Origin of the sequence: Azonexus sp. (assembly GCF_049652925.1) — a bacterium.
Lineage (GTDB): Bacteria > Pseudomonadota > Gammaproteobacteria > Burkholderiales > Rhodocyclaceae > Azonexus.
Genome location: NZ_JBASFI010000024.1, coordinates 70405 through 83960, shown reverse-complemented (window position 1 = coordinate 83960; position 13556 = coordinate 70405). Strand labels below are relative to the sequence as shown.

The 13556-nt window shown below is 60.4% G+C and carries 12 protein-coding genes; all 12 read right to left on the bottom strand.

Annotated features, from left to right (window positions below):
* Positions 1-2: 2 nt before the first annotated feature.
* On the bottom strand, positions 3-1544 hold the full coding sequence (gene purF / locus WBK19_RS12705; RefSeq protein WP_511290250.1) for an amidophosphoribosyltransferase: 1542 nt from the start codon (positions 1542-1544) through the stop codon (positions 3-5).
* A gap of 12 nt (positions 1545-1556) precedes the next feature.
* Positions 1557-2048, bottom strand: a complete 492-nt coding sequence (locus tag WBK19_RS12700; RefSeq protein WP_511290248.1) for a CvpA family protein — start codon at positions 2046-2048, stop codon at positions 1557-1559.
* Positions 2045-2788, bottom strand: coding sequence for an SPOR domain-containing protein (locus tag WBK19_RS12695; RefSeq protein WP_511290246.1), 744 nt, complete (start codon positions 2786-2788; stop codon positions 2045-2047). The genes WBK19_RS12700 and WBK19_RS12695 overlap by 4 nt, the downstream gene beginning before the upstream one ends.
* 2 nt (positions 2789-2790) lie before the next feature.
* Positions 2791-4101 (bottom strand): bifunctional tetrahydrofolate synthase/dihydrofolate synthase, encoded by a 1311-nt coding sequence (gene folC / locus WBK19_RS12690; RefSeq protein ID WP_511290244.1) that lies wholly within the window; start codon positions 4099-4101, stop codon positions 2791-2793.
* Positions 4098-4967 (bottom strand): acetyl-CoA carboxylase, carboxyltransferase subunit beta, encoded by an 870-nt coding sequence (accD, locus tag WBK19_RS12685; protein ID WP_511290242.1) that lies wholly within the window; start codon positions 4965-4967, stop codon positions 4098-4100. The genes folC and accD overlap by 4 nt, the downstream gene beginning before the upstream one ends.
* Entirely contained in the window at positions 4964-5770 is an 807-nt protein-coding gene (gene trpA / locus WBK19_RS12680; RefSeq protein WP_494648654.1) for a tryptophan synthase subunit alpha, read from the bottom strand. Before trpA ends, accD begins: the two co-directional genes overlap by 4 nt.
* Positions 5770-6969 (bottom strand): tryptophan synthase subunit beta, encoded by a 1200-nt coding sequence (trpB, locus tag WBK19_RS12675; RefSeq protein ID WP_511290240.1) that lies wholly within the window; start codon positions 6967-6969, stop codon positions 5770-5772. Before trpB ends, trpA begins: the two co-directional genes overlap by 1 nt.
* On the bottom strand, positions 6956-7582 hold the full coding sequence (locus WBK19_RS12670; protein WP_511290238.1) for a phosphoribosylanthranilate isomerase: 627 nt from the start codon (positions 7580-7582) through the stop codon (positions 6956-6958). The genes trpB and WBK19_RS12670 overlap by 14 nt, the downstream gene beginning before the upstream one ends.
* Before the next feature lie 52 nt (positions 7583-7634).
* The gene (gene truA, locus WBK19_RS12665; protein WP_511290236.1) at positions 7635-8423 is read right to left on the bottom strand and encodes a tRNA pseudouridine(38-40) synthase TruA; all 789 of its coding nucleotides are present in this window, start codon (positions 8421-8423) and stop codon (positions 7635-7637) included.
* Positions 8420-9013: a hypothetical protein gene (locus WBK19_RS12660; RefSeq protein ID WP_511290234.1), complete on the bottom strand. Its 594-nt coding sequence runs from the start codon at positions 9011-9013 to the stop codon at positions 8420-8422. Before WBK19_RS12660 ends, truA begins: the two co-directional genes overlap by 4 nt.
* Positions 9014-9076: 63 nt before the next feature.
* The gene (locus tag WBK19_RS12655; protein WP_511290232.1) at positions 9077-12250 is read right to left on the bottom strand and encodes a motility hub landmark protein FimV; all 3174 of its coding nucleotides are present in this window, start codon (positions 12248-12250) and stop codon (positions 9077-9079) included.
* Between the two features lie 159 nt (positions 12251-12409).
* Positions 12410-13543, bottom strand: a complete 1134-nt coding sequence (asd, locus tag WBK19_RS12650) for an aspartate-semialdehyde dehydrogenase (protein WP_511290230.1) — start codon at positions 13541-13543, stop codon at positions 12410-12412.
* Positions 13544-13556 lie beyond the last annotated feature (13 nt).

Genomic DNA, 13556 nt, shown 5'->3' with positions numbered 1-13556 from the left:
GGTCAATCCTGTGCGTCCTCGGCCAGTTGCAGGACGAGTTGCTGCGAGGCCCGGCCATCGCCGTCGTCATCACCGCCCTTGGCACCTTTGGCGCCACGCTTGCCTTCGACAGCGTCGAGGTAATAGTCGTCAATGTCGCCCGTGATGTAGCAGCCATCGAAGCAGGAAGCATCGAACAAGGTCAGATCGGAGCGCAGTGAGGTAATCGACTCCTTGAGCGCCTCGATATCCTGATAAACCAGCGCATCGGCACCTATTTCTGCAGCAATTTCGTCACCTGTGCGGCCCGTGGCGATCAGTTCGGCCCGCGTCGGCATATCGATGCCATAGACGTTCGGGAAGCGCACCGGTGGCGCGGCCGAAGCGAAATAGACCTTGACCGCCCCGGCAGCGCGCGCCATGTCGACAATCTCGCGACTGGTCGTACCCCGAACGATGGAGTCATCGACCAGCAATACGCGCTTGCCCTTGAATTCCTGGCCGACGGTGTTGAGCTTCTGGCGCACCGACTTTCGACGCATGGCCTGACCCGGCATGATGAAGGTGCGGCCAACATAGCGGTTCTTGACGAAGCCTTCGCGGAAGGGAATGCCCAGTACCTGCGCCAGTTGCATGGCCGACGGGCGACTGGAGTCCGGAATGGGGATGACGACATCGATTTCTTCGACCGGGATGAACTTCTTGACCTTCTCGGCCAACTTTTCACCCATGGCCAGACGGGATTCGTAGACGGAAACACCGTCGATCACCGAGTCCGGGCGGGCCAGATAGACGTATTCGAAAATGCACGGCGCGTACATCGGCTGCTGTGCGCACTGACGGCTATGGAACTGGAAATTGAAGTCGACGAAGACGGCCTCGCCTGGCTCGATGTCGCGCACCATCTTGAAGCCCAGCGTATCGAGGGCGACAGATTCTGACGAAACGAGATACTCCATGCCTTCCGGCGTTTCATTCTGGCCATAGACCAGCGGCCGGATACCATGAGGGTCACGGAAAGCAAGCAAGCCATAGCCGGCAATCAGGACAACGACCGCGTAAGCACCGCGGCAACGGCGATGGACGCCGCCAACCGCCTGGAAGATGGCATCGACGTCAAGCTCGTAGCCGTGCGCGGCCGATTGCAACTCATGCGCCAGCACGTTGAGCAGGACTTCAGAATCGGAATTGGTGTTGATGTGCCGGCGGTCGAGGCGGAACATTTCGCCCTTCAACTGCTCAGCGTTGGTCAGGTTGCCGTTGTGGCCGAGACAGATGCCGAAGGGCGAATTGACGTAGAACGGTTGCGCCTCGGCAAAGTTGTAGGCCGAACCGGCGGTCGGGTAACGAACATGGCCGATACCGCAATTGCCCGGCAGCGCCCGCATGTTGCGAGTGCGGAAGACGTCGCGGACCAGCCCCGGCCCCTTGTGCAGGTGAAAAGTATTGTTCTCCGCCGTGGCGATCCCTGCCGCATCCTGGCCGCGGTGCTGAAGCACCATCAGGCCGTCGTAAAGCAGCTGATTGACCGGCGTTGTCGCCATTACACCCAAAATCCCGCACATAGTATTTCCTGCTTAGCTAAATCGAATTCGTTTTGCCAGATCGTCGGGCAGCCAAGGCTTGACTGCCATAACGACGGTTTCCAAAGGTGCTGCCAGCGTCGCATTCCGCCACCAGGGCTGCATCGGCGCCGAAGTCATGCCACCCAGACCAACCAGCACCATGCACACCAGCACACCGCGCGTCAGTCCGAAGATCATGCCAAGGATGCGATCCGACACGGACAGACCCAAAGCTTTGACCATGCTGCGCACCACCATGTTCAGCACGGCCATCGAAACCAGAATGCCGACAAATATCACCACACAGCCAGCCAGCGTCCGCAACGCCGGATCGCTCAAGCCGGCAAAGACCGAGTGCCCGACCGAGGCGCCAAACTCTATCGCAGCAAAGATACCGACGCCCCAGGCCGCCAGCGCGATGATCTCGCCAACCACACCACGCCACAGACCAAACAGCAGCGAAACAGCAACAATCCCTATTACAAAGTAATCAAAACCGGTCATGGTCTGGCTGCAACAACCCCGCTGATACCGATCCGCTTCATTTTCTCCAGCGCCTTGTCGGCGGCTTCACGGCTGGCAAACGGCCCGGCGCGAACACGGGTCTTCTTGCCCTGCGGCGTATCAAGTGGCTCGCTGAAAGTCTTGATGCCCTCCTCGCCGAGCTTGGCCCGCAGACTCTTGACGTTCGCCTCATTGGAAAATGCGCCGATCAGAACCAGATACTCGCCATTCTTTGCGGCGGGCTTGGCCTCTGCCGGCTGGCCGGCCAGAATCGCGGCAGCCCGCTTGGCATCGTCGGCCTTGGGCTTTTCAACCGTCTTTTCAGGCACCTTCGCGGCAGGCTTTTCAGGCGCCTTTTCCGGCTTTGTGGCCGGTTTTTCTGCTGGTTTTTCTACCGGCTTCTCGGCCAGCTTGGGATCCTTGGCTACCTCGACAATGCGTGCAGTCGGTTTCACCGCCGGCTCAGCCACCATCGCCGCGGAGGCGGCCACTGACGGCTCAGCGGGCGCCTCGACCGGCTTTGGCGTGGCTTTCTCGACTGGTGCGATGGCAAATTTCGGCGCAAACGGCTTTTCGTCCTGCCCCGGAATGCGGATTTCGACATCCTGCACGGTCTGGCGCGGCTCGTGATCCATCACCATGGGCAGCACCACTGCGACCACGGATACGAAGAATATCGCCCCGACCAGACGGCGGCGGGCGCGTTTCTTGAGGTGTAACTGGGCGTCGTTGTCGTCCATGACTATGGTCTTTTCCGAAGCGTTTCTAGCGCGCCGGCTACCGTGTAGAAGGATCCAAAGGCGAGGATTCTATCACTTTCAGCGGCCTGCCCCTTGGCGGCTTGCATGGCAAGCCGTGGTGAGGCGTGGCAGACCACCTCCCCACCAAGCCCGTTTTCGGCAATGATCCCGGCCAGCGTCTCGGCGCTGGTTCCTCGCGGACCGGTCAGTGTCGCCAGATGCCAGACATCGACCTTGCCCTTCAATGGGGCCAGCGCACCGACAATATCCTTGTCGCTCAACATGCCGAGCACGGCAAAGGTACGGTCGAAAAAGCCCATGCTCGACAGGTTGTCAGCCAACACACTGATCGCCTGCGGGTTGTGTCCAACATCCAGCACGATGGCCGGCTTGCCGGGAACAACCTGAAAACGACCGGGCAGTTCGGTTTCAATCATCCCGGGACGGATCGCCTGCATGGTCACCGGCAGTTTGTCGCCCAGGGCATCGAGCGCAGCCAACGCGACGGCTGCGTTGTAGAGCTGGGTCGAGCCGCGCAGACCGGGATAGGCCAGCGCACGCTTGATCACTTGGCCGCCGGAGCGGCACCACCAGCGCCATTGCAGGCGATTTTCGTTGGTCTCGGCCGCCGGCCGCTCGAAACCGAAATCGCGGCCGATCAGGCGCAGATCGGCGCCGATGGCTGCAGCGTGATCGAGCAGGCTCTGCGGCGGATTCGGGTCGGCACACAAGGCTGGCTTGCCGGCGCGGTAGATGCCGGCCTTTTCGAAGCCGATGCTCTCGCGGTCCGGCCCCAGCCAGTCGGTGTGATCGAGCGCCACGGTGGTCACGATGGAGACATCGGGTTCGTAGGCATTGACCGCATCGAGGCGCCCACCGAGGCCGACTTCGAGGACGGCTGCTTCAACGCCGGCTTCGGCAAAGACCTCCCAGGCGGCCAGCGTACCGAATTCGAAATAGGTCAGCGCGACCTTGCCGGCCTGCTGGCGCGCCGCTTCGACGCGAGCGAAGGCGGCGCACAAGGACTCGTCGCTTACCGACTTGCCATTCAGGCGCACCCGCTCGTTGTAGGCCAGCAGATGGGGCGAGGTGTAGCAGCCGACCTTGTAGCCGGCGCGGTCGATGATGTTTTCGAGGTAGGCGCAAGTCGAGCCCTTGCCGTTGGTGCCGCCGACCACGATGACCGGGCAGTGTTGCGTTTGCCCCAATGCCGCCTTGACCTGCCGGATGCGGTCCAGACCCAGCTCGATGCCAGCCTGACCTTTCGGATGCAGGCCTTCGAGATGGGCCAGCCAGTCTTCGAGTGTCTTCAAGCAGCAGCCGGCAGTTTTTGCAGCAGCGCCAGAACGCGGGCGACCTGATCGCGCAGTTCGCGACGGTCGACGATCATGTCGATGGCGCCCTTTTCCATGATGAATTCGGAACGCTGGAAGCCTTCCGGCAGTGTTTCGCGGACGGTTTGCTCGATGACGCGCGGACCGGCAAAGCCGATCAGCGCCTTGGGTTCGGCAATGACTACATCGCCGACGAAAGCGAAGGAGGCAGAAACACCGCCCATGGTCGGATCGGTCAGGATGGAGATAAAAGGCAGACCGGCTTCGGACAGCTTGGTCAGCGAGGCCGTCGTCTTGGCCATCTGCATCAGCGAAAACAGGCCTTCCTGCATGCGGGCGCCGCCGGAAGCGGTGATACAGATGAAGGGCATCTTGTGCTCGACGGCAGTCTGCACGCCGCGCACGAAGCGTTCGCCAAGCACGGAGCCCATCGAGCCCCCCATGAAGTCGAACTCGAAAGCAGCAGCGACGACCGGCATGGTCTTGATGGCGCCTTGCAGGACAACCAGCGAGTCGCTTTCACCACTGGATTCGTTGGCATCCATGAGGCGATCGGGGTATTTCTTGGAATCCTTGAATTTGAGGCTGTCGACCGGCAAGACCTCGGCGCCGATTTCGAAGCGGCCTTCGGCATCAAGCAGGATATCGAGGCGCTGGCGGGCATTGAGGCGGTTGTGGTGGCCGCACTTGGGGCAGACCTGCAGGTTGTTTTCCAGATCGGTCGCATAGAGCACGGCCTCGCAGGACGGGCACTTGCTCCACAGGCCTTCCGGCAGGTTGCCGCGGCGCTGGGCGCCTTGCTCGCGCTTGATCTTGGGGGGCAGCAGTTTGGTCAGCCAGCTCATTTTTTCACCTCATCCACACCGCGACGAATGTCTGCGACCAGGGCTTTCACATTGGCGCAGGCAGTTTCCGCCGTCGATTTTTCAATTTCTTCGATAATCCGGCTGCCGACAACAACGGCGTCGGCGATAGCGGCAATGCGTGCTGCGGTCGACGCGTCACGGATGCCAAAACCGACGCCGACCGGCAGACCAGTCTTTTCGCGGATCAGCGGCAGACGCTCGGCCACCGCCTCGACGTTAAGCGCGCCGGAGCCGGTAACGCCGGCCAGCGAGACGTAATAAACATAGCCGCTGGCGATTTCGGCAACCTGGGCGATGCGCTCGGCGTTGGAAGTCGGCGCCAGCAGGAAGATCGGATCCATGCCGTGCGCCTTCATCGCGGCGCCAAAGCTGGCCGCTTCTTCCGGCGGGTAATCGACGACGAGAACACCATCAACCCCCGACTGCGCAGCCTTCTCAGCAAATTTCTCGAGGCCCATCGCTTCGATCGGATTGGCGTAGCCCATCAGCACGACCGGCGTTTTGTCATCGAGCGTGCGGAAGGCGCTGACCAGTTGCAGCACCTTGCGCAACGTCATGCCCTTGGCCAAGGCGCGCTCGGAAGCACGCTGGATGGTCGGGCCGTCGGCCATCGGATCGGAGAAAGGCACACCGAGTTCGATAACATCGGCACCGGCCTCGACCAGCGCCTGCATGAGCGGCAGGGTCAGTGCGGCATCGGGATCGCCGGCGGTGATGAAGGGAATCAGCGCCTTGCGGCCTTCGGCGTTGAGCCGGTCAAAAGCGGTCTTTATGCGCGACATCAGAAGACGATCCCGGATTTTTCGGCCACGGTGTGCATGTCCTTGTCACCCCGACCAGAGAGGTTGACCAGCAGAATCTTGTCCTTCGGCAGCGTCGGCGCCAGTTTGGCGGCGTAGGCCAGCGCGTGACTGGATTCGAGCGCCGGGATGATGCCTTCGATGCGGCACAGGGTATGGAAAGCGGCCAGCGCTTCGCTGTCATCGATCGGCTGGTATTCGGCCCGGCCGATATCCTTGAGCCAGGCGTGTTCCGGTCCGACGCCGGGGTAGTCGAGGCCGGCCGAAATCGAATGCGTCTCGATGATCTGGCCGTCTTCGTCCTGCAACAAGTAGGTCCGATTGCCATGCAGCACGCCGGGTACGCCAGCGGTCAGCGAGGCCGAGTGACGACCGGTATCCATGCCGTCACCGGCAGCTTCGACACCGATCAGGCGAACGCCCTCGACATCGATGTAGGGATAAAAAATACCCATCGCGTTGGAACCGCCACCGACGCAGGCAATCACCGCATCGGGCTGACGGCCGGTCATTTCCGGCATCTGGACCAAGCATTCTTCGCCGATGATTTTCTGGAAATCGCGGACCAGCATCGGATACGGATGCGGCCCCGCCACCGTACCGATGATGTAGAAGGTGTTGTGGATGTTGGTGACCCAGTCGCGCATCGCTTCATTGAGCGCGTCCTTGAGCGTCTTGGAGCCGGATTCGACCGGAACGACAGTCGCCCCCAACAGCTTCATCCGATAGACGTTGGCCGCCTGGCGCTTGACGTCCTCGCTACCCATATAGACAACGCACTCCATGCCATAGCGGGCGGCAACCGTCGCCGTCGCGACGCCGTGCTGGCCAGCGCCGGTTTCGGCGATGACGCGCGGCTTGCCCATGCGTTTAGCCAGCATGGCCTGGCCGATGCAGTTGTTAACCTTGTGGGCGCCTGTGTGGTTGAGGTCTTCGCGCTTCAGGTAGATCTGGGCGCCGCCGAGTATTTCGGACCAGCGCTTGGCGTGGTAGATCGGCGACGGACGGCCGACGAAATGCTTCAACTCGTATTCGTATTCGGCCCGAAAGGCCGGATCGGCCTGCGCGGCTGCGTAGGCTTCCTTCAATTCATCGAGCGCGCCAAACAGCGTCTCGGCCACGAAGACGCCACCGTAGGGGCCAAAATGGCCCTTGGCGTCGGGGAAGTTATATTGACTCATCGGCTTTCCGTACGGCCGCCACGAAGGCAGCGATTTTCGAGTGATCCTTGATTCCCTTGCTCGCTTCGACACCTGATGAGACATCGACGGCCACCGGGCGCACGCGCCGCACGGCATCGCCGACATTGTCTGCGGCCAGGCCGCCGGAAAGCACCAGATACGAGGGGAGATTCGGCGGAATCAGCGTCCAGTCAAAGACATGGCCGCCGCCACCGTAGCCCTCGACAAAGGCATCCAGCAACAGACCCCGGGCATCGGGAAACGAGCCGGCGAATTCTACCAGATCGAGCCCCGGCCTCACCCGTGCCGCCCGCAGATAGGGCCGGGCGAACTGGCGGCAATAAGCGGCATCCTCATCGCCGTGGAACTGCAGGACGTTGATGGGCAAGGCCTCGCAGGTGGCGCGGACGACTTCGGGTGCTTCGTTCACGAACAGGCCGACAACATCGACAAAAGGCGGTATCCGCTTGGCCAGCTCGGCAGCGCGCTGCGGCGCAATGTAACGCGGACTGGGCGGAAAGAAGACGAAGCCGATTGCATCGGCACCGGCCGAAACCGCCGCGTCGACATCCTCTTCGCGGGTAAGGCCACAGATTTTGATCCGAGTTTTCATGAATGCTTCATTCCCACGGTCAACCGGAAAAAACGGCAAAAATTGAAATCGATCATTTGAGCAGGCCATCGAGAAAATCATCGTCCGGATCGGGCAGCCCCCAGTGCGGCTCATAGATCGGGCCACGGAAATACAGGCCATCCGGCGAAAAAGTCGGTGCCGCCAGTTTACGGTCCCGCATCTGCAGCAACTCGTCGATCCAGCCGGGCGACTGCGTTCCTTTGCCGATATAGACCAAGGAGCCAACGAGATTGCGCACCATGTGATGCAGGAAAGCGCTGGCCTCGAAATCGAAGACGAACATATTGCCGCACTGCCGGACCTCGGCCCGCGACAGCGTCTTGACTGGCGACTTGGCTTGGCATCCCGCCGCACGAAAAGCCGAAAAATCGTGCTCACCGAGCAGTCGACCGCAGGCGTCCTGCATCGTGGCCAACTCAAGCGTCCCATGGAACCAGCCAACCCGTCCTGCCCACAAGCCGGGTTTTTGCGGCCGATTGAGCAGCAGATAGCGGTAACGCCGACCACGGGCGCTGAAGCGCGCATGGAATTCGTCGTCCACCGCCTGCGCCCAGCGCACGGCAACACCGGCCGGCAAATTCGAATTGACGCCACGCACCCAGGCCGTCAGCGGACGCTCGACCGAGGTTTCAAAATGCACGACCTGATGACTCGCATGCACCCCGGCGTCAGTCCGTCCGGCGCACATCACGCCCACCGGCATCCCGGCAATTTCGCGCAACGCAGACTCCAGCGCATCCTGCACCGTTCCGCCACCAGCCTGGCTTTGCCAGCCATGGAAGGCCGTACCGCAGTATTCGACACCCAGCGCAATTCTCACAGCAATGCTGCTCCCATCAATCCGAGGCCAGACAGCACCACCAGCAAGGTATCGCGCAACAACCACGGCACCAGGCTCAGATGCAGCACCTCCTGCTTGGGAGAAACCAAGGGCTGAGCCGCCAGCATCTGCTTCCATGCGCCTTTTTCCGGCGGCTCCTGAAGATTTTCGAGCACCAAAGAAAGACGAACGACAACACGCTCGACATCAAAACCCAGCTTTCGAACCGGCTGCAACAGCCCCCACAGGCCGGCGATCATCCCTTCGTGGCCAAGACGGAGGAACAGCCAGGCCAGACAGGCCAGCATCGCCACCAGACGAGCGGCCTGCAGATTGGCTTCGGCCATGCCTTCAAAGGTTGGCGCCCAGGCCATGTCGTGTATTGCTTCGCCCGGCGTGTTGTAGGCCAGAATCAACCAGAGGGTCAGCAACAGCCAGCGAGCCCGCCAGACGTAAGCCCACCAGCGGCCAGCCAGGGCAGGCGTCAGCAGCAAGGCCCCGGCAATGAGCAGGAGCATGGCGGCATAGCCGACGAACTGAACGCCGACAACCGCTGCCAGCCAGATGATCAATGCGCAAGAAGGATGCAAAACCGGGCTCCGAAAATGCACACGGCCCCTTGCGGGGCCATGTGCCGATCACAAGCCTGAATTCTACCCGCCTATGCGGCCGAGTATCGTGCGAGCCTGTTCAACCAGATCAACCGAGCCCTCACCGACTACCTCCTGGAGCAGTTCGCGCGCCCCTTCGAGGTCACCCATCTCTTCATAGGCCTTGGCCAGATCAAGCTTGGTATTGACTTCTTCCCAATGCTCGTTGTGCATCGGTGCAGCTTCCGGAATCGCCTCCTCAGCCGACGGAGCATCAAGCGGGGGCATTTCGGCCGGCTCGGCACTCGCCTCGGCCGGCGCCACTGGCGCGGCCTCCGGTGGTTCGGAAAGATCAAGATTGATCGAACCGATATCAAACTCCTGGGTTCCCATCGGCTGGCCGAGGAACATCGAATCAGTCAGCTTGACATCAAACTCCAGCGAGTCGCTATCAACAATACCCGTGTTAACCACGGTGGCGGACAACGTCGCATTGTCATCATCGACGCCAAAATTCAGGATATTGGAATCAATCAGCGTATCCGTATTTACCATTTGGTTAACCACGGTCTTGCTCATATCCGCATCCTGGCCAAACTGGATCACCGGCGGCTCTTCGGAGGGCAACGCTTCTTCACTGAGCTCCTCTGGCACTTCTTCTCCACCAACCCAGGTGCCCAGACCAACATCCATTTCCTCAGACATCTCGGCAACCGCCGACGGCATTACCAGCGTACCATCCGGTGAAAAATCAGGCGACGAGGCAGCAGGTTCTTCTATCAAGGCTTGCTCAGCAACGCTGAAATCAAGATCCAGACCTGCACTGCCCATATCCTCGGACGGGGCAGACTCCGTCTCGACGACAGCAGGCACTACCTCACCGCCCAGATCGAAATCGAGCGCATCGGAATGATCGACAGAAACCACCGTATCGGTATAAGGCTCAACATCGCCCTCCTTGCCTGCTTCGCTCGTCATATCGGGAGCAATGGTCTCCGCGCCAAGATCGAAGTCAAGGGTCATTGCGTCAGGTCCGAGGTCCATGATTTCGGCAGTTGCCGCATCCTCGGCCGGCGACTCGGACTCCTTCGGAAGAACCAGCGTATCCAGCTCAAATCCTTCAGAAAGATCGAGCTCTGACGGCACAACCTCGACTTCAGGCTCCTCGTCCGGCTCGGGCAAACTAGCCAAAGGCTCGGGCACTGCCGCCGGTACCTCGACGGGGATATCAACAGGCGCTTCGGTCGTCAAAACATCAGGCAGATCAGACACTTCCGGGGCAGACTGCGAGTGCGACGCGGAATACAACGGATTGTTCGGATCAAGACCCAAGCCAAGTACAGCAACTTTCGCCCAATCCGGACCAACACCAGCCGTCTGCGCATACAACTCACCAGCCAGCGTTTCAAACTGCTTCACGCTATGACGATTCGCGTAGATCTCAAGCAACTTGGCGTGAATGGCCGTGCGCTGAGGATCCTTCTGCAACGCCTCGAGAAGGATTTCTTCGGCCTGGGTATCGCGGCCATAGGCCATGTACACATCCGCCTCGGCAACCGGATCTACCTCGTCGGTATCGATGGTGCCGGGACCAGTCTGGCTGAAATCGCCGGTCAGCGGCGGAATATTGCCAGTATCAATGCTCTGGCCACCTGTCATGCGGAATACAGAGTTGGGCCCAAGGCTCGATGGCATCGGAAGTGCGGTCGTTTCGACCGACGAACTCTTCGCTCGCCGGCGGCTAAACACGAAGTAACCGCCCAGCAGCGCGAGAATTCCTCCGAGACCGGCCAAAGGCACCGGATCCTCAAGAATGGAATCGACAAAGCTCGGCTCCATCGGAGACTCGGGAGCATCGACCTTTGGCACTTCCGGCTTCGGTGGCTCAACAGCTTTTGGCGGCTCGACCGGCTTTGCTGGTTCAACCGCTGCAACTGGCTCGGGCGCCTTTGGCGGCTCAACCACTTTGGGTGCCTCAACAGGCTTCGGCTCAACCGGCTTGGCCACCTCGACAGGTTTGGGTGGCTCAACCGGCTTTGCCACTTCAGCCACCTTCGGCTCATCCTTCTTGACCGGCGCTTGCTGCAACTCAGCCAGCTTCTGGTTTTTCATCTCCAGTAGCTTCTGCAATTCATTGACGTTCTTTTCCAGCGACAGCATGCGATCCTGCGCATCCTTCAGCGCCTTGTCTTTGGCAACCTGATCTGCCACCTCGGCTGCCTTGGCAGCAGCAGCGCCCTTGGCTGCAGGATCGGTGCGCGCAACCTTGACCTGGTCCTTGCCCTGCTCGGCTGGAGCTGCTTTCTCTTCTACCTTGGCCGTGATCTTGCCGGCGCTGGTCTGAGTCGCTACGCCATCCGCAGCCGGCATCTTGGCTGTCGATGCAGCTAGTTTTTGCCGGTAGTCATTCCAGTCGCGAGCCTGGGCAACGTAGACTTTTCTCGCTTCGGCCGGAGAAATCGACTCGACAGCCGACTGCTCAGGAATATTCAGGATTGCGCCAGCTTTGAGTCGATTGACATTCTGGGCGATAAAAGCGTCCGGATTGCCCTGGAACAAGCCAATCAGCATCTGCTCCAGAGAAACACCGTCGTACTTGTTCTCGGCTGCGATCTTGCGAAGTGTCTCACCTTGCTTGACGACACGCGCTCCAGCGCTCTCCGGCTTCGCTTTCGGCTCGGCCGCCACCTTCGGAGTCGGGGCCGGACGGGAAGCAGCCTTGACTGGCGCCGCTCTAACCTCTCCAGCATTGCCGCCACCGCGAACCGTCTCGACAATCCGCGCATCCGCTACCGGGCGCGACGACTGTGATGCCAGCATTTCTGGAGGATCGAGCAGGAAAGTATATTCGCGCACCAAACGCCCGGCCGGCCAGTTCAACTCAACCAAAAAATCCAGGAACGGTTCATTGATCGGCTTGACCGAACTCACCTTGACGACGGACTGTCCGTTTGGTCGCTTCTCAACGGAGAACCGGAGGTCCAGCAAGACAGAGGCGAAGTCGACGCCAGCCTGCTTGAAGACATCCTGCGGAGCGAGACGAGCGGTCATCCCCCCGAGTTCATCCTTTGTCGCACCGATATCAAGCTCGGCCCGCAAGGGCTGCCCAATACCCGACAACACCGTGAGTTTACCCAGGCCGGCGGCCTCTGCAATCCACGGCGAAATTGAAAGACAAGAAGCAACGGCGAGCGCAGCTGCGCGTTTCTTGAACCTGGTTTGTACAGTTCCGTTCACGGCAAAACCCTGAGCGTCAAATTTGGGACTTTCAAATTAACATCATGTACTTAGCAATGCAAGCTAAACCCGCTTCTCAAACCTGCCCTTTTTGCATATCCCCAACAAATAAAAAGCCGGGGTCAAAGCCCCGGCTTTTTGTCAAAAGGATGGTCCCGATCAGGCGTCGAGCAGAATCCGCAGCATACGACGCAGAGGCTCGGCGGCGCCCCACAGCAACTGGTCGCCGCAGGTAAAGGCAGCCAGGTATTCCGGCCCCATCGCCATTTTGTGCAGACGACCAACCGGGACGGTCAGGGTACCGGTCACGGCCGCCGGGGTCAGATCGCGCTCGGAGATCTCGCGATCGTTCGGCACGACCTTGGCCCACGGATTGGCCTTGGCCAGCATGTCGCTGATTTCATCAAGCGGCACATCCTTCTTGAGCTTGATCGTCAGCGCCTGGCTGTGACAGCGCATGGCGCCGATACGCACGCACAGACCATCGATCGGGATCGAACCAGCGGAGCGGAAAGCCGGCTTGCCGAGGATCTTGTTGCATTCGGCACCGCCCTTCCATTCCTCCTTGGACTGCCCATTCTCGTAGGGCACGTCGATCCACGGGATCAGCGAACCGGCGAGCGGGGTGTTGCGGAAGTTCTTCTTCGGGAAGGCATCGGAACGAATGGTTTCAGCAACCTTGCGATCGATGTCGAGAATGGCCGAAGCCGGATCAGCCAGCAGCTCGGCCACCGACGAATGGATCGCGCCCATCTGCGAGATTAGCTCGCGCATGTTCTGCGCGCCAGCGCCGGAGGCGGCCTGATAGGTCATGGACGTTGCCCATTCGATCAGGTCGTTCTGGAACAGGCCGCCAAGGCCCATCAGCATCAGCGAAACCGTGCAGTTGCCGCCGATCCAGTTCTTGCCACCCTTGGCCAGCGAGTCCTTGATCACATTCATGTTGACCGGGTCGAGGATGATCACTGCATCGTCAGCCATACGTAGGGAAGACGCGGCATCAATCCAGTGGCCGTTCCAGCCGGTAGCGCGCAGCTTGCTGAAGACTTCCTTAGTGTAATCGCCCCCCTGGCAGGTGATGATGATTTCGCAAGCCTTCAGGGCTTCGATATTGGATGCATCCTGCAATGGTAGCGAGGCTTCCTTGTCGCCGAAAACCGGAGCCTTCCCACCGGCAGCCGAAGTCGAGAAATACACCGGATCGATATGGGCAAAATCGCCCTCTTCCACCATGCGCTGCATGAGGACCGAACCGACCATACCGCGCCAACCAACCAGACCAACCTTCTTCATCTCATCACTCTCC